Here is a 21,990-nt window from a genome sequence, read left to right on the forward strand (position 1 = left end):
ATGCGCTGTTCAATCCAATGACGCCTGTGCTCATAACTGACACCGGTTTCTTTATCAACACCACATAAAAAGGCTTTGCGAACGGTTTGACTGCAAATATGATAATACGGCGTATCAGATAAACTAATTTGTTGTGAACGAGGCTTGGGCATGACAATCACCACACTTATAAGAGGGTAAATTAAGTGTAGTTTATTGTTGAAAAAATAAACAAGTTATTATGGGTGGCTTGATTGCAGTATTAAAACATATTTTAGATTACATGGTCATAAACGTGTAATTACTATTAATGTTAAATCTATGATTTTTAATGAGTTGGGTGATTCTTTAAAAGTCATCGAGCTTAAATTTTCAGAGATTACCGAAGTGTACTTTGCCGAAGGTAGGCAAGGGATACCTAACAATTTGATTATCAAGTATGGTTACGATGGTCACGCCTACATTGCTAAAGATTATTTAAAACATCAATATTTTGAAGCTATTTTTTCAGCTTTTAAAAAAGTCCTAAAAATAAATGAGATAAGTGTAAAATAAAATATAGCCAGCTGCTTAAACGGAAACAAGCAGGTGGCTATGCTCGTACTTCGGTATTATAGACAGCCATTTTTAGCCGCTTAGCAAAATGTTATATGCAGGTTTAAGCCTAAGTAATATGACGAAGTCTATGTTTATTACCTGATGATTATCGTATTGATAATTAATTTTTTATTGTTTTACTTGGTTGTTCTCGGCTTGAGGCTCGCGGGGAAACTAGTCGGATGAATGAGTTGAAAAAAACCTTCATTCAGAGTAGCTAAAATGGAATTGTTTTTCCAATACATAATATTATTTAATAAAGGAACTATCATTGAAATATAAAACTAAAACCACCGACTTTCTCTTTTCTTCGCTTGTTTCACTCACTGTATTAATATTTACAAGTGCAGTTTATGCGAGCAGCGAAGCCATTGAGGTCATTGAGAATAATTTAAAAAGTAATATAAAGACTAATAGCGAAACCGAATCGAGTGATTCAATCGTAAATCTTATGAAGCAGTTAAATGTACCTGGTCTTAGTATTGCGGTAATTCATAAAGGAAAAATTGATTGGTCAAAAGGTTACGGTATTGCTACTGGTACAAGAAAAGTAGACTCTACTACGTTATTTCAAGCGGGGTCAATTAGTAAACCAGTTGCAGCCATTGCTGCGCTAAAATTGGTTAAACAAGGAGAGTTAGATCTTGATGTTGATGTTAATCAATATCTAAAAGGCTGGAAGGTTAAGGGAGACTTATTAACTAAAGAAAATCCTGTTACTTTACGTCACCTTCTTACCCACACTGGCGGTATTAGTGTTCACGGCTTTCCCGGATATGCAACAGGTAGTGAAATACCAAGTACAACTGATGTGCTAAGTGGTAAAGGAAATACCGATAAAGTTGAGGTCAATGAAGCGCCGGGAAGTAAATGGCGGTATTCAGGTGGTGGCTATACTATAATGCAAAAAATAGTAGAAGATGTCACAGGAATGCCATTTTCTGAATATGCTGACAATCAAATTCTTAAACCTATGGGCATGTTCAATAGTACCTTTCAACATGTGTTACCCAAAAAATTAAAACAACATACCAGTGCAGCTTATGACTCTAATGGTGAAATGTATCCAGCAATATACAATGACTACGCAGAGAAGGCCGCAGCGGGATTATGGACTACCCCGTCAGACTTAGCGATTTATGCTATTCATATGCAAGCAATAATGGCAGGAAAGAATGACGGAATAGTAAATAAATCGACAGTAACAGCTATGTTCAGTAAGCATCAAGGAAATTGGGGGCTAGGGCCGGCGATGAGTGAAGTTAACAATCAACTTGTTTTTTCTCATTCTGGAAAAAACCTTGGTTTTACTAATGAATTTAAAGCCTTCGTGAATAGAGGCGAAGGGATGGTAGTAATGAGTAATGGTGATAATGCGCGGCAAATTAATCAAAAAATTATGATCGCTATCTCCAAATATTATAAAATGGGCTTTCACTCACGAAAGAGCATAGAACCGTTAACTTTATTTATGAACAATCTCAAGGGCTTTATAGGAGAGTAGAAACTGATAACTGGTGGCTTCATTGTGGAGGTCAAAATTATTGATGGGCTGCCTAAAGTTAAAGAAAAACATGAAGCGCTGTTTTCACGACTAATACCTTCCAATAAGGTGACATTTATTAATGTTTAATCTGAAATGAACCCGTTTGTATTCCATCGGGATCAAGCTGATAATGTCAGTGGTTTATTGGTAGCTGAAAGGTTTAGACTTTATAAAATTAAATAACGAGCTTTGCTCTATGGTGTTTAATACGGATATGGCTGCAAATAACAAGTTGCTTAAACGGATAATAACAGTTGGCTATCGCTTCGCGATTATAGCCAACCCTTTTTACCGGCTTAATGGAGCGTTATGTCAGATACACCACTCAATATTCGATTATTACTAATTATCAGTTAGATAGTGAAGTAGGCGGGGTATTGACGGTGAAGTGGCGTAACAGAAATTGATAATATTAGGGTAGTTTCATTCCTCTATTTAACTGAGGTTATGAATTATGGATATGAAAGTAAAATCATCACTTATTAGAAAATACAGAACGGAAAGACTCTGGTCGCAAGAGCATTTATCAAAAGTAAGTGGGCTTGGCTTAAGGACTATTCAAAGGTTGGAGTCTCGCGGAAGTTGTTCATCCGAAACAATCATGTCACTAGCATCTGTTTTTGAAGTAGATGCCGCTACTCTTGTCTGGCGTGATGGGTGTTACCAAGCATATAAGCACAAGCAATGGGGAATTGTTACATTCACCGCTATATTTATTTTAGCGGCTGCAATACTAGGAATAAATGATGGGTATAAATTTTTACCATCGGAAGCTCTAGGGATTATTTTCGGTGTGCTAACTATAGTTGCTATTATATTTAGCTCTATGACAATTGAAGTTAATGAAAGTGAAGTCAGTTGGTATTTTGGTCCGGGAGTATTTAAAAAACAAATAGCACTGGAAGAGATTGCGAACTGCAATAATGTGAAAAATCCAATATGGATGGGATTCGGTATACACTCATTTGGAACTGGTTGGATTTATAATGTTTCGGGGCTTTTAGGTATAGAAATTGAACTAAAGGGAGGTTCATTTATTAGGTTAGGAACGAATCAGCCAAACTATCTTATTCAAGCTATTGTCGATGCTAAAGATAATGTAGAGTAATTTTTAAAGTAACAATTACTTAGTATCAAGGTTGAAGTGCGACAAAATAGCGATGCAAAACCTGAATCGAATCAACTTTAACCAACAAGAGTTAATGACCCCAGTTGAGGTAATAATAACCGTACGCTTGCCTGCTTAATCGTCCGCTGCTCGCGCAAGGTTGTCGTTTAAATGACAAGTACCAACGCCAGCTATTATCTTGAAGCAGTCATTAACTCAAGCATCGTGTGCAATGATAAAATTCTGATTTATTGACACGATTTTAATTTTAATGACTCCTCCGCATTCCCTCAAGATAAATTATTAATATCAATCTGAATTTCCACAGTAAGAAAAATGTCACAACCTTGTCATTTAATAAATCGGCAATATTCCTGAAACTTAATTGTCATATTTAGCCATTAATATTATCGACATTAATTTTAGGGGTAATCAAATAAGATCTGATTAGCTCAAACAAAGGCAAAAGGTTTTTATGACTCTTTCGAAAATTGCACAAGCTTGTTTATTACTGAGCTTAAGCACAACTAGCTTAATTAGCGATGCAACACCCACACTAGCGGATAATGATAAACAGCTCAGCCAAGTCGTTGATGCTGGTAAAGAAATCAACCAATCGGCCAGTCAGTCTCAACAGCGCGTTAATGCTATTAACGAGCAAATACAAACGAAGTCACAACATTTTAAAACCATTAACAAGGAAATTGATGGCTTAACTGTTTATAACCAGCAAATGAAAACCCAAGTGGCGAACCAATTGAAAGAGCTTGACCAAATAGCCGTGTCAATGGAACAAGTGAGTATTATAGAACGACAAGTTTCACCGTTAATGGCGCGTATGATTGAAACCTTAGCAAACTTTATTACCTTGGATGTGCAATTTTTAACAACCGAGCGTAATAAACGTATTGCTGATTTACACAGTATGATGGAACGCGCTGATGTTGCTATTTCTGAAAAGTTTCGCCGAGTACTCGCCGCTTATCAAATTGAAGTTGATTATGGTCGAACAATAGAGGCGTATTCTGGCTTAATTGATATTGACGGTAGTGAGCAAAATGTTGATTTCCTCAGAATTGGCCGCGTAAGTCTAGTGTATCAAACACGTGATGGTCAAAAGTTAGGTTTGTGGGATAACGCTTCTAAATCATGGCAGCCTCTTTCAGCGCAATATCGTTTAGATATTAATAAAGGTTTACGCATTGCTCGTAAACAACTTGCCCCCGATTTAATTATTGTCCCCGTAACGCAAAACTCGGCCGAATAAGGAATAACCCATGAAAAAATTACTTCTATTAATATCGGCAATAACTTTGTCAGCTGTTTCAGTATTCAGTGGCAATGCCATCGCGCAACAAGCAACGAGTTTAGATGACTTACTGTCACAATTAGCGCAAGGAAAAATTGCACAAAGTAAGCAAAATCAAGATAGAGAAGCAGAGTTCAATGCGAAAAAAAGCCAACAAACCCAATTATTAAACCAAGCAAGACAGCAGCGAGATCAAGCGATTAACTTAAGTACACAACTTGAAAAAAACTTTCAAGATAACGATGTAACCTTAGGTAATAATACCGATGCGCTCAATAAGCGTATGGGTGAATTAAAAGAATTGTTTGGTGTATTACAACAAGTCGCTGGTGATACGCGCAGTAAATTTCAAACTTCTGTTATTTCGGCACAAATTCCTGGTCGAGGTCAGTTTCTTGATGAGTTTGCGCAAAGTATGGGCTCCTCATCAAAATTAGCCTCGATTGAAGAAATTGAACGTTTGTGGTTTGAATTACAACGTGAAATGACACAAAGTGGAAAAGTACATAAATTTAGCCGAGAAATTGTGTTAGCAAACGGTGAGAAAAGCCAAGCAGATGTGGTGCGTGTTGGTGGTTTTAATCTAGTTTCACAAGGAAAGTATCTTGAATATATTGATGAAACAGCTTCTGTTGCACAATTAATGAGACAACCATCGAGTCGTTATTTATCAAGTGCTAATGCACTCACTTCAAGCACTAATCAAGTCGTTCCTTTTGCTTTAGACCCAACAGGTGGTTCAATCCTAGGATTATTAGTACAAGCACCTGACTTACAAGAACGCGTTGAACAAGGTGGTGCGGTTGGTTATGTTATTTTAGCGATTGGTCTCATTGGTTTACTGATTGCGATTGAACGTTTTATCACACTCTTTTTCATTGGCAGTAAAGTCAATCGTCAATTAAAGAGCGATCAAGCATCAAATGACAATCCACTGGGTCGGGTTATGTTAGTCCAAGATAAAAATCCCCTTGATAACGTTGAAACCTTAGAGTTAAAGCTCTCTGAAAGTATTTTAAAAGAAGTCCCTGTATTAACAACTAGGCTCACTTTCATCAAAATCATTTCAGTAGTTGCGCCTTTAATTGGTTTGTTAGGCACAGTTACAGGGATGATCAATACCTTTCAAGCGATTACCTTATTTGGCACAGGTGACCCTAAACTAATGGCAGGTGGTATTTCTCAAGCGTTAGTAACAACGGTACTGGGCTTAGTTGTTGCTATTCCCATGGTCTTTATTTCTACACTGCTCAACACCCGAAGTCGCGGTATTATTAATATTTTACAACAACAAAGTGCAGGGATTTTAGCTGAACGCTCAGAAAGCTCTGAAAAACCGCTGACATCAAAGCAAGGAGCATAAACCATGATCCTCTTCATCGAAATGATGAATCGTATCCAAGAATTTTTGGATACGGGGGGGCTAGTGTTAAGCGTTATCGCCGCGGTTATTTGTTTAATGTGGTTACTTATTTTTGAACGATTATTTTTTTACTTGCACAGTTATAAAACGGTGAAAGAAAACATCATTAAAAGTTGGTTTAAACGCCCAGAACGACATTCGTGGAATGCCCAGCATATAAGAATTGCTCATATATCAAGAGCCACTGAAATGCTTAAAACTAACGTTACCTTAATTCAATGTTTAGTTGTCTTGTGTCCACTGCTTGGTTTGATGGGCACGGTAACCGGTATGATTGAAGTGTTTGACGTTATGGCAATTTCGGGCAGTGGTAATGCACGGTCAATGGCTTCAGGCGTTTCGCGCGCGACTATTCCAACAATGGCTGGCATGGTCGGCTCTTTGTCTGGTGTATTTATGGTGACATGGTTACAGCGTAAAACGAAACGTAGAACTGAGCAAATGGAAGACAGTCTTCCGATGGCTCACCAATAATTAGCAGTTTAATTAAGGAGTAACGCTATGCGTTCTCAACTATCAAATATTTTACAAGAACAAGAAGAAGCCGAAGAAATTAACATGACGCCTATGTTGGACGTGGTCTTCATTTTATTGATATTTTTTATTGTTACCGCCTCGTTTGTTAAAGAAGCGGGTATTGAAGTGAATCGACCAGAAGCGGCTACTGCCGTTAAAAAGGAACGAGCCAATATCTTAGTGGCAATTAGTGATAAAGGCGATATTTGGATCAATAAGCGTCGTATTGATATTCGAGCCGTACAGGCGAATATTGAGCGCTTAAAGGCAGAAAACCCTCAGGGTACTGTTGTTATTCAAGCCGATAAAGCATCGACAACTGATACGTTAATTAAAGTGATGGACGCTGCTCGTTCAGCGGGTGTTTTTGATGTTTCAATTGCTGCTCAAGAGGGCTAAGTCATGGCAACAGTGATGAACACTCCTGCCCGTTACAGTATAGGTTTATTACTTGCTGTGGTGATGACTTTCTTTCTTTTATGGGGGATGCAAGCGCTTATTTCTGGTGGTAATAATGCCTTAACTGAAGCGCCTCGCGGTAATGTGCTCGATTTTATTAGATTGAAAAAAGAGCAGCAACTTACAAAAAAAGAACGTAAACCGCAAAAACCACCAGCACCTAAAGCACCTCCACCGCAAATGCAGCAACCACAAATGCAGCAAGCTAATCCCAATGCATTAAGCACTGCTAGCGGGTTTGGTGCTGATATTCAAACCGATTTAAGTTTAGCCGGGGGCTTAAGTTTAAGTGGCGGTGATGGCGATTATTTGCCCATAGTGAAAGTCTCACCTATTTACCCACGTCGTGCTCAATCTCGTGGCATTGAAGGGTATGTTATTGTTGAATTTATTGTCACTAAAAATGGTTCAGTGCGAGACGCTATAGTTGTTGAAGCTAAACCTGAGGGTATTTTTGATCAAGCGGCAATGGCGGCAGCATTAAAATTTAAGTACAAACCACGGGTAGTTGATGGTGTCGCTATGGAAGTTACTGGCGTGCAGAATAAAATTTCTTTCCAAATAGAAGGTTAAGGAGTCGAGGATGACTAAAATGACAACATTAAAAAGAAAAGCGCTATCTTGCCTTTCAATCGCGTTACTCTTTAGCGCTCCGGTAATACTTAACCAAAATATTGGTGGCAGTATTGCAAATGCGCAATCATCAGCACAGTTGGGTAAAGAAACAACCTCAGTGAAAGTACCGGCGATGCGTAACCGTGTTTATACGCAATTGGCAAGAGCACAAAAACTTGCTGATGAGGGTAACGGTTTAGAAGGCTTTGATGTACTTGATGAAGTGCAAGACCGCATTGATAGTTTAAACAGTTACGAACGTGCGATGTTATGGAATTTTTATGGCTTTATGTATTACGGTAATGACGATATCGCTTCAGCCATTGATAGCTTTGAAAAAGTTATCGATGAAAAGGCGATCCCTGAAACATTAAGGCTGTCGACACTTTACTCTTTAGCGCAATTATCAATGCAAATGCAAAATTTTCCACAATCTTTAAAATTTTTAGTTTTGTGGCAAGCAACTAACGACAAAGCAATTACCGATACTCAACAAGTCTTATTTGCCCAAGTTTATTATCAAAATAAACAATATCAGCAGTCTCTGCACTATGTTTCACAGGCTATTGAACAAAGTATCGTGGCCAATGAAACTCCTAAAGAAAATTGGTTGATTTTACAACGTGCAAATTACTTTGAATTAAAGCAGCCAATTGAAGTAACCGCTGTGATAGAAAATCTGGTTCGTTATTACAATAAACCTAAATATTGGTTACAGCTTTCAGCAATGTATGGTGAAATTGGCCAAGAAGATAAGCAGCTTGCGGTGATGGAAAGCGCTTGGCAAGCGGGCTATGTGACTCAGTCAACTGACATTATCACCTTAGTGCAGCTGTATCGCTTTCATAACGTGCCAATTAAAGCGGCAAACTTACTCGCTGAAGCAATAGACAGTGGTCAAGTTATCGCCCAAGAAAAATATTTAGAGATGCTGGCTAATGCATACATAGCGGCAAAAGATGATGAAAAATCAATTCCGGTATTAATTAAAGCAGCAGAAATTTCTGAAACAGGTAAGTTTGATGCTGCTTTAGCACAAGCTTATTTAAACTTAGAAAAATGGCAATTTGCTATTAATTCAGCTAATGAAGCACTAAGTCGTGGTGACTTAGCTTCAGAAGTTAGTCTGGGTAATATGTATTTAGCAAAAGGTATGGCGGAATTTAATCTGCAAAAATTTGGCGAATCTTTATCTGCCTTTGAACAAGCAAAAAAAATTAAAAGTTCGGCTAAAACAGCTAAACAATGGTTTCAGTATGTTGAAAAAGAGCAAGTTGCTAAGCAAAATTTGGCGATGTTAAATTAATTATTCCGTAGTTTACCTTATTCTCCTCTGCGAACTTCCCCTTGACTGATAAAAAATTAGTTCTGGGGGGAGCTGGCTATATTTATCATGAAAATAGCCATTATTATTTTTAGGTGTATGAAATTCATTCAATTGATGGTAAAACATTAATTATAAAACCCATAAGAAAAGTAATATGTTGCAGCTTTATCTTAATTTACGTTGAAGTTGCGATCTTTTAAAAAAGGTGGCTTATGAATATTGGAATACCTAAAGAAACACTAACAGGGGAAAACCGAGTAGCAGCATCGCCAAGCTCGGTAGTTGCTCTACTTAAGCTTGGCTTTAGTGTCCAAGTACAAAAAGGAGCTGGCACAAAAGCCAGTTTTACTGATGAAGAGTTTGCCGACGCAGAAGCTTCATTAGTCACTAAAAAAATATGCTGGCAGTCAGATATTATTTTTAAAGTAAATGCACCTTCACTTGATGAAGTTGCACAAATGAAAGATGGCGCACATTTAGTCAGTTTTATTGCACCAGCGCAAAGTCCAGAGTTACTTGAAGCCTTACGCGAAAAATCAATTACGACCTTTGCCATGGAAATGGTGCCACGTATGACTCGCTCTCAGTCAATGGATGCACTAAGTTCAATGGCAAATATTGCCGGCTATCGCGCTGTTATTGAAGCAACCCATCTTTTTGGACGCTTCTTAACAGGACAAATTACAGCTGCGGGTAAAATGCCTCCTGCAAAAGTAATGATCATTGGTGCGGGTGTTGCAGGTCTTGCTGCTATTGGTACCGCTGGAAGTTTAGGCGCTGTGGTTCGCGCTTTTGATACGCGCCCCGAAGTAAAGGAACAAATTGAAAGTATGGGCGCAGAGTTTCTTGAGCTTGACTACGAAGAACCCGAAGATACGGGATCAGGCGATGGTTATGCAAAAGAAATGAGTAAAGCATTCATTGATGCTGAAATGGCACTCTTTGCAGAACAAGCCAAAGATGTTGATATTATTATTACCACAGCGATGATCCCTGGCAAACCAGCGCCTAAGTTAATTACAGAAGCCATGGTTCATTCAATGAAAGCCGGTTCAATTATTGTTGATTTAGCGGCCGCTGGTGGTGGTAATTGTGCCTTAACCGTTCCGGGTAAAGTTTCTAATGTTGGTGGTGTTAAAATTATTGGTTACACAGATTTAGTTTCTCGTTTACCCAATCAAGCATCACAGCTCTATTCAAATAATTTGGTTAATTTAACTAAATTAGTGTGTCCAAATAAAGACGGTACCATTACGGTTGATTTTGAAGATCAAGTGGTTCGAAATATGACCGTCGTTCATCATGATGAAATTACCTTTCCGCCACCACCAATTCAAGTCAGTGCGGCACCCACTAAACCTGCTCCAGTAAAAATTAAAGCAGTCGATGTGAAAGAAGAACCCGCATCACAAACTAAAAAGCATCTGTTTATGGCAATAGGCGCGTTATTGTTTGCTTGGGTGGCCAGTGTTGCTCCCGCGGATTTTCTCTCTCATTTCACTGTTTTTGTGCTTTCTTGTGTTATTGGTTACAACGTGGTGTGGAATGTCAGTCATTCGCTGCATACGCCTTTAATGAGTGTTACTAATGCCATTTCGGGCATTATTATTGTTGGCGCTTTGTTACAAATAGGGCAAGACAATATATTGATACAAATACTTGCGGGGATTGCGGTGCTCATTGCCACAATAAATATTGTTGGTGGCTTTGTAGTGACCAAACGTATGTTAAAAATGTTTAGAAGATAAGGGGCGCATTGATGGAATTTTCTCAAGGGTTAATTAGCGCAGCTTATATTGTTGCTGCATTATTATTTATTTTTAGTCTTTCAGGGTTAAGTAAGCAAGAAACGGCTGAAACAGGTAATTGGTATGGCATCACGGGTATGGCCGTTGCTTTAATCGCAACCATTGCCGACCCACGTGTCGATAATGTTTTAGTGATATTTATTACCATGTCAGTTGGCGCTTTTATTGGTTTACATTTAGCCAAAAAAGTTGAAATGACGCAGATGCCAGAGCTGGTCGCTATTTTACATAGTTTTGTTGGCCTAGCTGCGGTACTTGTTGGCTTTAACAGTTATTTTGAAATGGACCACTCTTTAGCGTTAAACCTAACCGATACCCAACAAATGGAGACCAACATTCATTTAGTTGAAGTATTCTTAGGTGTTTTTATTGGCGCGATAACCTTTACCGGTTCAATTGTCGCTTTTGCTAAATTACGCGGTGTTATTAGCTCTTCAGCATTGATGTTACCACATCGCCATAAATTAAATTTAGTAGCAGGTATTGTTACTTTAGTTTTACTTATTAGCTTTGTTCAAAGTGATGGCGCTATTAATCCATTGTACATGATGACCTTTATTGCACTTGTCTTTGGTTGGCATTTAGTTGCTTCAATTGGCGGTGCTGATATGCCTGTTGTTGTCTCTATGCTCAATTCATATTCTGGATGGGCAGCCGCAGCCGCAGGTTTTATGCTTAACAACGATTTGTTAATTGTAACCGGCGCTTTGGTGGGGTCATCAGGGGCAATACTGTCATACATTATGTGTAAGGCGATGAATCGTTCTTTTATTAGTGTTATTGCTGGAGGTTTTGGTACCGATGTTGTTATTGATAACGATACTGATTATGGCGATCACATTGAAATAAATGCCGAGGCTGTTGCTGATCTGTTGCGCGGAGCTAAATCCGTTATTATTACGCCAGGTTATGGTATGGCTGTAGCGCAAGCTCAATATCCTGTTTATGAAATGACTCAAGCGTTAAAGGCGAAAGGGATCGATGTGCGTTTTGCTATTCATCCGGTTGCAGGGCGCTTGCCTGGACATATGAATGTTTTATTAGCAGAAGCAAAAGTTCCATATGATATTGTTTTTAGTATGGATGAAATTAACGATGACTTCCCTAAAACCGATGTTGTTTTGGTGATTGGGGCAAATGACACGGTAAATCCTGCAGCTGCAGAAGATCCAACCAGCCCTATTGCCGGTATGCCAGTGCTAGAAGTATGGAATGCCAAACAAGTCATTGTCTTTAAACGTTCAATGAGTACCGGTTATGCTGGGGTTCAAAACCCATTATTCTTTAAAGAAAATACTCAGATGTTATTTGGTGATGCTAAAGACTCTGTTGAAAAAATATTTAAAGCGCTGTAATTAACTTTACATTGAGTAATAAAAACCAGTGATCGTTCACTGGTTTTTTTTGCTTAGTACTATTTTTTTTCTTAACACTAATAGGGTCTAACGCTGGTAGTACTTTGTTTGTTATGATAATTAGTAATAATCTAAAAAGGTGAGAAAGATATTTTGATAGAACAATGGATAGGTACAATCAATGGTTATTTATGGGGCAGTGTCCTTATCTATTTACTGACCGGTTGTGGTATTTGGTTTACTTGGCGATTAAAGTGCCTGCAAATAACCCACTTTACTCACATGTTTACGTTACTTAAATTAAGTCGCAAAACAGACAGCCAAGGCATCTCTTCTTTTCAAGCATTATGTACTTCGCTTGCCGCCCGTGTCGGCACCGGAAATTTGATGGGGGTAGCTGTCGCTATTACCTTAGGTGGCGCTGGTGCTGTTTTTTGGATGTGGCTTATTGCTCTTGTTGGTATGGCAACTGCCTTTGCTGAAAGTGCATTAGGCCAACTCTATAAAGAAAAAGACGCCAACGGAAACTTTCGTGGTGGTCCTGCTTATTATATGAGCAAAGGCTTAAAAAGTAGAAAACTTGCGGTGACTTTTTCGCTGTGTTTATTTTTCGGATATGGTTTTGTTTTTAGCTCAGTTCAAGCCCATTCAATTACCAGTGCTTTTGATGGCTCTTTTGGTATTAACCCGTTATTTACCGGGATTGTCATTACTATAGCAACGGCCTGTATTGTTTTTGGTGGTTTGAAAAATATCGCTCGTTTTGCAGAAATAACGGTACCTTTTATGGGGCTCGCTTATTTATTAGTCTGTCTAGCGGTTATCTTTTTAAATATTGAAAAAATCCCTGCCATTATTAGCGATATATTTGCTTCTGCTTTTGGTTTAAAAGAAGCGGGCAGCGGCTTAGTTGGTGCGGCAATAGTCCAAGGCATAAAACGTGGACTCTATTCTAATGAAGCGGGGATGGGGAGCTCACCCAATGCCGCTGCCGCCGCAGTACCTTATCCTCCTCATCCTGTTTCACAAGGTTATATACAAATGCTTGCTGTGTTTTTTGACACTATTGTTATTTGTTCTTGTACCGCTTTTCTTATTTTATTATTCAAAGAAACAGGTAGCGATGCACAAGGGATACAATTAACTCAGCAAGCGTTAGCTTATCAAGTGGGCGCATGGGGTAGCGATTTTATTACTATCGCTATTTTACTGTTTGGTTTCACCTCAATTGTTGCCAACTTTGCTTATGCTGAAAATAATTTAAAGTATTTAAATATGGATAATCCACTTGGACATTGGTTTTTACGTTGTGGATTTTTGGCGATGTTGATTTTTGGTTCAGTAGCGAGTTTACCTCAAGTTATTGCTTTAGCTGATTTATCTACAGGGCTTATGACGGTTGTTAATGTCACGGCTTTATTACTCTTGTCTAAAGTTGTGGTGAGTATTACTCAAGACTATCATCAGCAACATAACCAAGGAAAATTGCCGAGCTATAAGCCAAGTGAAAGCGAGCATAATCGTTTTAATTTGACAAAAGGGATCTGGCAAAAATAGTCTGATGAATAATCTTTAAACTATGCTAGAATGCGCGCCTTAATTTTGGGTTTCGTTTTTTTTTGATAAGTGGTGATATATGAGTGTTGATGCAATAGGGTTGTCGGCTGAACTATTAAAGGCAGTTAAAGCCTGTGGTTATAAAACGTTGACGCCTGTTCAGCAGCAAGCTATACCGCTTATTCGGTCTGGGGTTGATCTACTGGCAAGTGCGCAAACAGGTACCGGTAAAACAGCCGCTTTTAGTTTACCTATACTAGAGGCTTTAGCTAAAATTCCAAGTGATAATAATTCATCAAAAACCATTCGCGCACTTATTTTAACGCCAACGCGTGAGCTTACTCAACAAGTTGCCCGTAATATCGAAAGCTATAGTGAATTTTTACCATTAAGCTGCGGTGCTGTTTATGGCGGTGTAAATATGCCACCACAAACTAGAATGTTAAAGCAAGGTGTTGATGTACTTGTTGCTACACCTGGGCGTCTACTTGAGCATGTAGTGGCGAGAAATGTAGATTTATCACAAGTTAAATTTCTTGTTTTAGATGAAGCTGATCGTATGCTAGATATGGGTTTTTTAAATGACATTCAGCAATTAATCAGTGTTATTAAGCAAAAACATCAAACATTGATGTTTTCAGCAACATTTTCAAATAAAGTGAAAACGTTAGCTAAACAAGTCTTGCATACGCCAAAAACCTTAGAAGTTTCACGCCAAAACTCAACATCAGGCAAGGTTAAACAATCAGTTTATTGGGTATCAGAAACACGTAAATGTGAATTGTTATCAGAATTGATTGGTATTAATAATTGGCAGCAAGTACTTGTTTTTGCAGGTACCAAAGAAAGTGCAAATATACTCGCCAAAGAACTTAAGCTTGACGGAATTAAGTCGGCGTTGTGTCATGGTGATAAAACACAAGGCGCAAGAAACAAAGCCCTTGAACAATTTACGGAAGGAAAAGTTCGCGTGCTTGTCGCTACCGATGTTGCAGCCCGAGGATTAGATATTCCTGATTTACCTTACGTTGTTAACTTTCACTTGCCTTATCTTGCTGAAGATTATGTGCACCGTATTGGACGTACAGGCCGAGCAGGAAAGTCTGGTACGGCAATTTCACTAGTTAGCCCTAAAGATGAACAGTTTTTAGAAAATATCGAAGCATTAATTGGTCGAACTTTTGAACGAACAATTGTCCCTGGCTATGAACTAGAACGTGCTTTACCAGCACAATATGCTGAAAAAGAGGATAAACCTCTAAAGAAAAGCCGTTACAAAGCGACACAAGAGAAAAACCAATTAATAGCTCGTAAAAAGGCAGACAGTACGCCTGCGGCTAAACGACGTGCAAAAGTGGCCAAAAAAGCCAAACCAGCGCCTACCGGCAAACGTAGATAATTTATTGTTGAACAGTACTTATGGCACACACCTTAGTTGATATACCCTTTGAACAACGCCACCAGTGCTGGTTTTGTGGCGAGCCATCTGAATTAACATTTGGCTTTCCGCATCAATATTTTCTAGTTTTTGATTGCTCACATCCGCCATTATCTGTACCTAGTTGTCGTGAATGTACTTCTTTAGCGAGAAAGGCAAAGCAGCATTCTATTTGGGCTGTTGCCAATAATGTTAAGCACTTTTTAGCACAAACCTATCAAAAAGATTTAGCGATAGGTATCAATTGGACGAAAGAAGAGCTTGCCGATAGTGAGTTTGAAAGCGGAAATTTTGTTGGCTTTCAAAAAAGTGCTTGGATGATGTATGAAATAGCCAAACAACGCTTAAATTATCAAGGCTGGTTATTGTCGCTTGAGGGCGTCGAACTCGATGTTGATTATATTGGCACCGAGTTTACTTTTGATGGGGTAACTTATCCAAGTGTTGATCTTGCTATTGAGCACTTTATAGAAACCTATGACTTGTCGGCTGAAAACTTTAAGAAAGCACTATCAATTGTTGGCATTGACAAATTTGGCAAAGCGGTAAGGTTTTGCCGCCTGCTTATTGGCAGAACGCCAGAGCAACAAAAATTAGCGCTTCGCTATTTTGCAGAAGACGAAAAATTAAGCTAAGTTAACCTCACTAGACTAAACTTAGCTTACGGTCTTTAAATATTTTTCTTTGATATAGCGCTTTGTCGGCGCGTTTAAAAAAACTTGCTTGCGTATCCATCCTGTCCATAAAAGTATGCCCTAAACTACAACTGACTTGATGTTTTGATAATAAAGGATCACGAGTCATTGCGCTGTATATCCGCTGTTCAATAACGAGTAGAGAATCTAGCGTGGCATTTTCAACAATGATTGAAAACTCATCACCACCAAATCGAAATAAACTATCAGAATCTCGGACACTTTCTTTAAGCGCCAAAGAAAACTGAATCAAGACATCATCACCTAAATTGTGGCCATGACTGTCGTTAATTAATTTAAACTTATCGAGGTCGCAGACGATTAAACCGACTTTACTATTTTGGCGGTTTGCATGGTGCATAGCACGCTTTAACTGCTCATCAAAACATCGACGGTTATTTAAAGAGGTTAATCCATCTTGCATCGCTAACAGCAAAGCTTCCTGATACTGTAAAGCATTATTTAATGGGTGAATTAAATACTGGTGTAACTCGTTAAGTATCTTATAATTAGTAATGCTTATTGGTGAATTAATGGCGTAGGTCAAAATACCAACAAACTTTTGGTTTAGTTTTAATTCAAAACTACGTTCATTTTTACCTTGTCTACTCCCTCTAATCGAAGCGGTCATATCACCTTTCTTGAAATATAGACCTGAAAAATCGACATACTTAGCTGCTTCCATTGCAAAAATATTGAGTAAACGATCAAGCTCTAGCGATGTTTGGAGTTGTTCCATTAACGCTAATTTTCTATTAGATTTTTCATGGTCAGGACTATCAAACACTTTAAAAGCGTTATATTGAAAAGCCTGATTATCTACTAAATTTAATGTCTGCATATCATCACCTGATTATTTTATCAGATATTATTAAGCAATTTTTATACCTAAATTTATTTTAAAGTGGTTGTTTTTATAGTATTGATATTAAATGAGTTTATATTAATAAAATCTTTGACGAATTTTTGACAATTCATTAATGGCAAGGAGTTGCCGCTGTCAAACTACCGATAATTGCTTTAGACTCAGTAGTGCTCACTCTATTTTTATAAATTTAATACCGATGCGAATGATATAATAAGGATTTTTTGTGACAGGTCATTTTGAACTCTTAGCTATTCTATCAAGTGCTGTACTTATTGTTTGGTTATTTCGCCGTTTACACTTACCGGCAATTTTAGCCTACTTAGTGGCAGGTATGCTGGTTGGTGATCATGGTTTATCTTTGGTTCAAGACCAAGTGGATTACGATCACTTTGCTGAGTTAGGTATCGTCTTTTTACTTTTTACCCTAGGCTTAGAATTTTCATTACCTAAATTAATCGCCATGCGCCATCTGGTCTTAGCGGTCGGTAGTCTTCAAGTAGGTATTTCGCTAGCTTTTTTTATGGGCATTGCTTTGTTGTTTGGTCAGACATTTGCTAGTGCTTTGATTATTGGTGGTATTATAGCGCTTTCTTCAACAGCCATCGTTATTCGGCAATTGAGTGAAACGGGCGCAATGAAAAGAAAGTCTGGGCAGCTCTCTGTTGCTATCTTACTTTTTCAGGATGTAGCCGTTGTTCCCTTATTAATTATCATCCCGATGTTTGCCCAGGAGTCTGATAGTTCAATGGTTGTTGAGCTACTGATTGCTCTAGTTAAAGGCGTCTTTGTCGTTACCTTGTTAATGTTTGCCGGTAAATGGTTGCTGCCACGTTTATTTAATTTAGTGGCGCAAGTTAGAACCGATGAATTATTTGTTTTAACAACCTTATTAGTTACCTTAGTCGCATCATCATTGACGCAATGGTTTGGCTTATCTATGGCTTTAGGGGCTTTTCTCGCAGGTATGATGTTAGGTGAAAGCCAGTACAAGTATCAGCTTGAAGCCGATATTCGGCCTTATCGTGATATCTTGCTAGGTTTATTTTTTGTAACGGTCGGTATGAAACTCGACATCGGCATCGTTTATTCCTCACCATTGGTTATTATCGGCGTTATGGTCAGCTTTATGGTGGTTAAAATACTCATTATCGCCTTTTTAGCAAAACGTGCCGGGGAAGCGGCTAAAGATGCTTGGGCTGCAGGTATTATGTTGGCACAGATGGGTGAATTTGGCTTTGTGCTTATTGCTTTAGCCAATCAGGTTAAATTGTTACCGGTTGAAACGGCTTCTATCTTGTTAGGCGCAGGTGTATTGAGTATGGCGATAACACCTTATATGATTAACAATGCTCGTCGTTGGTCGTTGATGTTGAGTAACGAAAAGCCCATAGATACCGATCATTTAGCTGAACTTCCCGAGCAAACAGAGTTAAGTGACCATGTCATTATTTGTGGTTTTGGTCGAATTGGCCAAACGGTGAGTCGCTTTTTAAAGCAAGAATCGATTAAGTTTGTTGCTATCGATATTGACCCACTTAGGGCAACAAAAGCGCGTGAAGCAGGAGAAAATGTGCTTTTTGGCTCATCAAGACAAACTGAATTACTACAGGCGGCTCACTTATCGCAAGCTAAGCTTGTTGTTATTGCTTTTGGTGAAGACAAACAATCACTTGAGGTTATTCAAAAAGTCAGATCATTATCACCCGATGTTCCTATCCTTGTCCGCACTCGAAATGACGATCAACTACAAGCATTGCAAGAAGCGGGTGCTAATCAAGTGGTACCAGAGAGTTTAGAGGGCAGCTTAATGCTGGTCTCTCAAGTGTTATCTTTAACCGGAGTGCCTTTCTCTCGTATAATTCGCCGTGTACAAAAAGAACGTAAAGACCACTACAGCCATTTGCATGGGTTTTTTCAGGGGGAGCATACTGACATGAGTCCTGAAGCTATGGATCGCATTGAATTCGCTAATGGGATTATATTAACGGAAAACTCTTATGCTAATGGGCATTCTATAGCGTCACTGAATTTATCGGCAAAACGGGTCACGGTGGTTGCGCTTCGCCGTAACAATATTGAATCAGAGCAACCCGATGAAGCCACTATTCTTCAAGCTCAGGATACCCTGATTGTACGCGGCAAGCCTCGACGAGTAGAACGAGCAGAGCGCTTTGTTCAAAAGGGGGTTTAGCTTTTCCTTTGACTGTCCGCAGTGTTGTTAGGTCTAGATGAGTATAACGAGCAGGACATTTCATCCAAGAGAGGGGGGAGTTTTTTCTTGATTGCCGCAGTGTTGTTAGGTCTAGATGAGTATAACGAGCAGGACATTTCATCCAAGAGAGGGTAACTTTTTCTTGGATGTCCGCAGTGTTGTTAGGTCTAGATTAGTATAACGAGCAGGACATTTTATCCAAGAGAGGGGTAACTTATTTCTTGGTTGTCCGCAGTGTTGTTAGGTCTAGATGAGTATAACGAGCAGGACATTTCATCCAAGAGAGGGGGAATTTTTTCTTGGTTGTCCGCAGTGTACTAAGCCAATAAACGCCTTGTTCAACAAGGCGTTTACTTTATTACTTTAGCAATGGATCGCTATTCAAGAGATAAAAATTTTCTAATCGCAGTCTCTTGCTCCATAGCATCTTCAAATCCCAGTTTAATTAACTGCCGACAATAATTTTTTTCAAATAATAAATAACTAACAATACTTGATTCAGAGTCATTAGAGATACCTACGCTGCGTAATAATAAACGTATCGATAGTGGTAGGTCTGAAAAATACTCTACGGCCATGGCATTAAAGTCATGACTGGGATTAAGGAGAAATGATGATATCGGTTTTAAACCATCTTTTTCTTTTCTAAGTTCTGGTGGTATAAGTTTTATTGTTTCATTAATTCGTTCTAGACGTTCAATATCGCTGTGTAATGTATCTGAGAAAATAGTATCAAGTAAATGACCGGCAACAGTAGAGGTTGTCGGAGGATGAGGATTATTCACTTTACTATGAAGTGGTGCTTTAGGTTGATCAACACCAACAATAAACAAATTTTCTCCACCTAAGTGTATCGCAGGGCTTAACGGTGAAAGTTGATGTATAGACCCATCACCATAATGCTCTTGGCGAATTTTGATTGAAGGAAACACAAGGGGAATAGCGGCAGAAGCCATTAAGTGCTCACTATTAATTTGGCAAGGCTCACCACGACGTTTAGCGCGAAACCAAGGAGAAATAGACTCATCAGATTGATAAAAACTAATTGAATCGCCATTACTGTAACTTGATGCAGTAATAGAAACTGCAGATAAATAGCCACGTAAAATATTGGTGTCGATACGTTTAAAGTCGACCACCATATTCAGTAAGTCACGAAGTGGCGCGTTGTTTAGTAAACTACGGGCACTTTTATTGGCATAATCTGCTTGGAAACTTGCCAGTATACCTTTCGCCAAATGTGAGAAAACCCGTATACCATCACTATGGTATATTCGACTGGTATTAATATTCTTCCAAACCCATTCTAATTTTTTTACCCCCAAATGAAAGCATGAAGAATAACAAGCTAGCGCTGTGGTATTTATAGCACCAGCAGAGGTGCCACATATAATGGGAAAGGGGATGCCATGATTTCTAGGGACAAATTTTGATATGGCAGAAAGCACACCTACTTGATAAGCCGCTCGAGCGCCACCGCCAGTAAGTACTAAAGCATTCTTACTGTCTTTATAACTTCTTTTATTCAACATGTATATCGCAGTCTTCTTCGTATAACTTAAGTGTAATCAGTTTTTTAACCTGGTGCTAGCTTAACGAGTCAAAAAATAGATTGAAATGACTAAGGCAAAAAAAAGCCTGCAGAAGCAGGCTTTTTAAAATGACATAGAATTATTATCTAGTAAAACAGTACACTTGATTGAACAAATAACATCTACTAAAAAATAAGTTTAGCTGCTAACGCGTTCGTTAGCTGCGTCTATCAATGGTTGCGATCCGGTTTGCAAAATAGCTAAGTTTTCAGAAACAACTTTCTTTGGTAACTTTGAAATCATCAAAGAACCTGTTTTAACTGAACCATTAGACGATGCAAACGCCAACAGATTCTGTCCATTACACTCAATACCATGAAAGATAGTGCGAATTTTTAATCTATTCGTTTTTAAGAACGAACGCATGCGTTTCTTGTCGTCTGCAGCTACATACTGGCAAACGCTTTGAGCGATGTCAGCAGCTTGTGCTTTCGGCGCCGATACAACAGACGTTAATGTTAAAATAGTGATGGTAGAAGCTAGTAATAATTTTTTCATTTTAATAACCTTGTAATTAATTTAGTTAGTAAAGGAAAAAACCACGGGATGTACCTTGTATAACGAGGTGACTCCGCTGTCATAGAATTTATATATAAAACATAAATCCCTTAGACCGGTGGTTTTGCGTAACACGATTTCACGTGTTTTGCCTTTTCTTTGTCTCTTTTAGTATTGCGAATTGAGCCTATAAATGCAAGAAAAATGTGTAATACGCTAATGACACGCGTAAAGAAATTTAATAAAGAAAACACTTTTATCAATTTTTTTTCAAATAGAACATGTGCTTAATCGAATGATTGACTATTAGAACCGTTAAGTGAACTTTAATGTAATGTTAAAATATAGGGTAAAAAAAAAGAGCTGAAGCTCTTTTTTTATTTAATCGTATGATTAATATGCCGCTAGGTTATTAAAATTTCATTTCAGGGACATGTTCAGGAACAATTAATTCACCTTCAGTGAGTTTTATTATTTCCTCAATACTGACCCCTGGCGCTCGCTCTAATAAATGAAACTTGCCATCTTTAATTTCGATAAAGGCTAAATCAGTTAGTACTCTTTTAATACAACCCTTACCTGTTAACGGTAAAGTGCAGTTAGATAAAAGTTTTGAAACACCATGTTTAGAAGCGTGAGTCATAGTAACAATAATATTGTCAGCACCCGCAACTAAATCCATAGCACCGCCCATACCTTTAATCAGCTTGCCTGGAATCATATATGAAGCAATGTTACCGTTTACATCGACCTCAAAGGCACCTAGTACGGTTAAGTCGACATGTCCGCCACGTATCATTGCGAATGACTCGGCACTATCAAAGATAGAGGCACCTTTTGCCATCGTGACCGTTTGTTTACCGGCATTAATTAAATCTGCATCAATTTCGTCTTCGGTGGGAAACTGTCCCATGCCAAGTAAACCATTTTCAGATTGAAGCATCACTTCTATTCCCGCAGGAATATAGTTAGCGACTAACGTTGGAATACCTATACCTAGGTTAACGTAATAACCGTCTTGTAATTCTTGTGCTACACGTTGTGCTAGCTGTTCTCTTGTTAAAGCCATTGTTTAGTCTCCGGAATTA

19 protein-coding genes, 1 pseudogene and 1 riboswitch are annotated in these 21,990 nt (G+C 38.5%); of the genes and pseudogenes, 15 read left to right on the top strand and 5 right to left on the bottom strand.

Going from position 1 to position 21,990, the window contains the following annotated elements; all coding sequences use genetic code 11:
• A pseudogene (locus H4J70_RS20805) lies at nucleotides 1–152 on the bottom strand (transposase); the annotation flags it as partial.
• A 148-nt stretch (nucleotides 153–300) separates the two neighbouring features.
• Between H4J70_RS20805 and H4J70_RS19060 the strand changes: the two are divergent.
• The 14 genes from H4J70_RS19060 (at nucleotide 301) to H4J70_RS19125 (ending at nucleotide 15,672) form a co-directional block, all read left to right on the top strand.
• Entirely contained in the window at nucleotides 301–534 is a 234-nt protein-coding gene (locus H4J70_RS19060; RefSeq protein ID WP_182243800.1) for a hypothetical protein, read from the top strand.
• Between the two features lie 313 nt (nucleotides 535–847).
• Nucleotides 848–2,080: a serine hydrolase gene (locus tag H4J70_RS19065; RefSeq protein ID WP_182251708.1), complete on the top strand. Its 1,233-nt coding sequence runs from the start codon at nucleotides 848–850 to the stop codon at nucleotides 2,078–2,080.
• A gap of 496 nt (nucleotides 2,081–2,576) precedes the next feature.
• Nucleotides 2,577–3,230 carry a helix-turn-helix domain-containing protein gene (locus H4J70_RS19070; protein WP_182217420.1) on the top strand — a complete coding sequence of 218 codons (654 nt, stop codon included), beginning with the start codon at nucleotides 2,577–2,579 and terminating at the stop codon, nucleotides 3,228–3,230.
• Between the two features lie 475 nt (nucleotides 3,231–3,705).
• Nucleotides 3,706–4,497 carry a DUF3450 domain-containing protein gene (locus tag H4J70_RS19075; protein WP_182217422.1) on the top strand — a complete coding sequence of 264 codons (792 nt, stop codon included), beginning with the start codon at nucleotides 3,706–3,708 and terminating at the stop codon, nucleotides 4,495–4,497.
• Nucleotides 4,498–4,507: 10 nt separating this feature from the next.
• Entirely contained in the window at nucleotides 4,508–5,902 is a 1,395-nt protein-coding gene (locus tag H4J70_RS19080; protein ID WP_182217424.1) for a MotA/TolQ/ExbB proton channel family protein, read from the top strand.
• Between the two features lie 3 nt (nucleotides 5,903–5,905).
• A complete protein-coding gene (locus tag H4J70_RS19085; RefSeq protein WP_070376340.1) occupies nucleotides 5,906–6,436 on the top strand; it encodes a MotA/TolQ/ExbB proton channel family protein in 531 nt (176 codons plus the stop codon).
• A gap of 27 nt (nucleotides 6,437–6,463) precedes the next feature.
• Nucleotides 6,464–6,877 carry a biopolymer transporter ExbD gene (locus H4J70_RS19090; RefSeq protein WP_070376341.1) on the top strand — a complete coding sequence of 138 codons (414 nt, stop codon included), beginning with the start codon at nucleotides 6,464–6,466 and terminating at the stop codon, nucleotides 6,875–6,877.
• Between the two features lie 15 nt (nucleotides 6,878–6,892).
• Nucleotides 6,893–7,510: an energy transducer TonB gene (locus tag H4J70_RS19095; RefSeq protein ID WP_182251709.1), complete on the top strand. Its 618-nt coding sequence runs from the start codon at nucleotides 6,893–6,895 to the stop codon at nucleotides 7,508–7,510.
• Nucleotides 7,511–7,520: 10 nt separating this feature from the next.
• Nucleotides 7,521–8,858: a lipopolysaccharide assembly protein LapB gene (locus tag H4J70_RS19100; RefSeq protein WP_182251710.1), complete on the top strand. Its 1,338-nt coding sequence runs from the start codon at nucleotides 7,521–7,523 to the stop codon at nucleotides 8,856–8,858.
• Between the two features lie 233 nt (nucleotides 8,859–9,091).
• Nucleotides 9,092–10,627 carry a Re/Si-specific NAD(P)(+) transhydrogenase subunit alpha gene (locus H4J70_RS19105; RefSeq protein ID WP_182251711.1) on the top strand — a complete coding sequence of 512 codons (1,536 nt, stop codon included), beginning with the start codon at nucleotides 9,092–9,094 and terminating at the stop codon, nucleotides 10,625–10,627.
• A gap of 11 nt (nucleotides 10,628–10,638) precedes the next feature.
• A complete protein-coding gene (gene pntB, locus H4J70_RS19110; protein ID WP_182251712.1) occupies nucleotides 10,639–12,042 on the top strand; it encodes a Re/Si-specific NAD(P)(+) transhydrogenase subunit beta in 1,404 nt (467 codons plus the stop codon).
• 153 nt (nucleotides 12,043–12,195) lie between these two features.
• Nucleotides 12,196–13,599, top strand: coding sequence for a sodium:alanine symporter family protein (locus H4J70_RS19115; RefSeq protein ID WP_220470405.1), 1,404 nt, complete (start codon nucleotides 12,196–12,198; stop codon nucleotides 13,597–13,599).
• A 79-nt stretch (nucleotides 13,600–13,678) separates the two neighbouring features.
• Nucleotides 13,679–14,998 (top strand): DEAD/DEAH box helicase, encoded by a 1,320-nt coding sequence (locus H4J70_RS19120; RefSeq protein WP_182217431.1) that lies wholly within the window; start codon nucleotides 13,679–13,681, stop codon nucleotides 14,996–14,998.
• Nucleotides 14,999–15,018: 20 nt separating this feature from the next.
• Entirely contained in the window at nucleotides 15,019–15,672 is a 654-nt protein-coding gene (locus H4J70_RS19125) for a hypothetical protein (protein ID WP_070376346.1), read from the top strand.
• Between the two features lie 10 nt (nucleotides 15,673–15,682).
• Here the strand turns inward: H4J70_RS19125 and H4J70_RS19130 are convergent, their stop codons facing one another.
• The gene (locus H4J70_RS19130) at nucleotides 15,683–16,573 is read right to left on the bottom strand and encodes a GGDEF domain-containing protein (RefSeq protein ID WP_182217435.1); all 891 of its coding nucleotides are present in this window, start codon (nucleotides 16,571–16,573) and stop codon (nucleotides 15,683–15,685) included.
• Between the two features lie 250 nt (nucleotides 16,574–16,823).
• Here H4J70_RS19130 and H4J70_RS19135 point away from each other — a divergent pair, with 250 nt between their 5' ends.
• Nucleotides 16,824–18,791, top strand: coding sequence for a monovalent cation:proton antiporter family protein (locus tag H4J70_RS19135; protein WP_182222802.1), 1,968 nt, complete (start codon nucleotides 16,824–16,826; stop codon nucleotides 18,789–18,791).
• A gap of 398 nt (nucleotides 18,792–19,189) precedes the next feature.
• On the opposite strand, the gene H4J70_RS19140 is transcribed toward H4J70_RS19135, so the two are convergent.
• From H4J70_RS19140 to H4J70_RS19150, 3 genes are all read right to left on the bottom strand, one after another.
• Nucleotides 19,190–20,344 carry a patatin-like phospholipase family protein gene (locus H4J70_RS19140; protein ID WP_182251713.1) on the bottom strand — a complete coding sequence of 385 codons (1,155 nt, stop codon included), beginning with the start codon at nucleotides 20,342–20,344 and terminating at the stop codon, nucleotides 19,190–19,192.
• 198 nt (nucleotides 20,345–20,542) lie between these two features.
• Nucleotides 20,543–20,902 (bottom strand): DUF3718 domain-containing protein, encoded by a 360-nt coding sequence (locus H4J70_RS19145; protein WP_070376350.1) that lies wholly within the window; start codon nucleotides 20,900–20,902, stop codon nucleotides 20,543–20,545.
• A gap of 63 nt (nucleotides 20,903–20,965) precedes the next feature.
• Nucleotides 20,966–21,065, bottom strand: a riboswitch (cyclic di-GMP riboswitch).
• Nucleotides 21,066–21,314: 249 nt separating this feature from the next.
• On the bottom strand, nucleotides 21,315–21,971 hold the full coding sequence (locus H4J70_RS19150) for a 3-oxoacid CoA-transferase subunit B (RefSeq protein ID WP_182217441.1): 657 nt from the start codon (nucleotides 21,969–21,971) through the stop codon (nucleotides 21,315–21,317).
• Nucleotides 21,972–21,990: the final 19 nt, after the last annotated feature.

It is taken from the genome of Colwellia sp. BRX8-9, from assembly GCF_014077245.1.
GTDB lineage: Bacteria > Pseudomonadota > Gammaproteobacteria > Enterobacterales > Alteromonadaceae > Colwellia_A.

Coding starts and splice junctions, on each gene's coding strand:
- H4J70_RS19060 (WP_182243800.1), top strand. CDS start 301: ATGATTTTTAATGAGTTGGGTGATTCTTTAAAAGTCATCGAGCTTAAA.
- H4J70_RS19070 (WP_182217420.1), top strand. CDS start 2,577: ATGGATATGAAAGTAAAATCATCACTTATTAGAAAATACAGAACGGAA.
- H4J70_RS19075 (WP_182217422.1), top strand. CDS start 3,706: ATGACTCTTTCGAAAATTGCACAAGCTTGTTTATTACTGAGCTTAAGC.
- H4J70_RS19080 (WP_182217424.1), top strand. CDS start 4,508: ATGAAAAAATTACTTCTATTAATATCGGCAATAACTTTGTCAGCTGTT.
- H4J70_RS19085 (WP_070376340.1), top strand. CDS start 5,906: ATGATCCTCTTCATCGAAATGATGAATCGTATCCAAGAATTTTTGGAT.
- H4J70_RS19090 (WP_070376341.1), top strand. CDS start 6,464: ATGCGTTCTCAACTATCAAATATTTTACAAGAACAAGAAGAAGCCGAA.
- H4J70_RS19095 (WP_182251709.1), top strand. CDS start 6,893: ATGAACACTCCTGCCCGTTACAGTATAGGTTTATTACTTGCTGTGGTG.
- H4J70_RS19100 (WP_182251710.1), top strand. CDS start 7,521: ATGACTAAAATGACAACATTAAAAAGAAAAGCGCTATCTTGCCTTTCA.
- H4J70_RS19105 (WP_182251711.1), top strand. CDS start 9,092: ATGAATATTGGAATACCTAAAGAAACACTAACAGGGGAAAACCGAGTA.
- pntB (WP_182251712.1), top strand. CDS start 10,639: ATGGAATTTTCTCAAGGGTTAATTAGCGCAGCTTATATTGTTGCTGCA.
- H4J70_RS19120 (WP_182217431.1), top strand. CDS start 13,679: ATGAGTGTTGATGCAATAGGGTTGTCGGCTGAACTATTAAAGGCAGTT.
- H4J70_RS19125 (WP_070376346.1), top strand. CDS start 15,019: ATGGCACACACCTTAGTTGATATACCCTTTGAACAACGCCACCAGTGC.
- H4J70_RS19130 (WP_182217435.1), bottom strand. CDS start 16,573: ATGCAGACATTAAATTTAGTAGATAATCAGGCTTTTCAATATAACGCT.
- H4J70_RS19140 (WP_182251713.1), bottom strand. CDS start 20,344: ATGTTGAATAAAAGAAGTTATAAAGACAGTAAGAATGCTTTAGTACTT.
- H4J70_RS19145 (WP_070376350.1), bottom strand. CDS start 20,902: ATGAAAAAATTATTACTAGCTTCTACCATCACTATTTTAACATTAACG.
- H4J70_RS19150 (WP_182217441.1), bottom strand. CDS start 21,971: ATGGCTTTAACAAGAGAACAGCTAGCACAACGTGTAGCACAAGAATTA.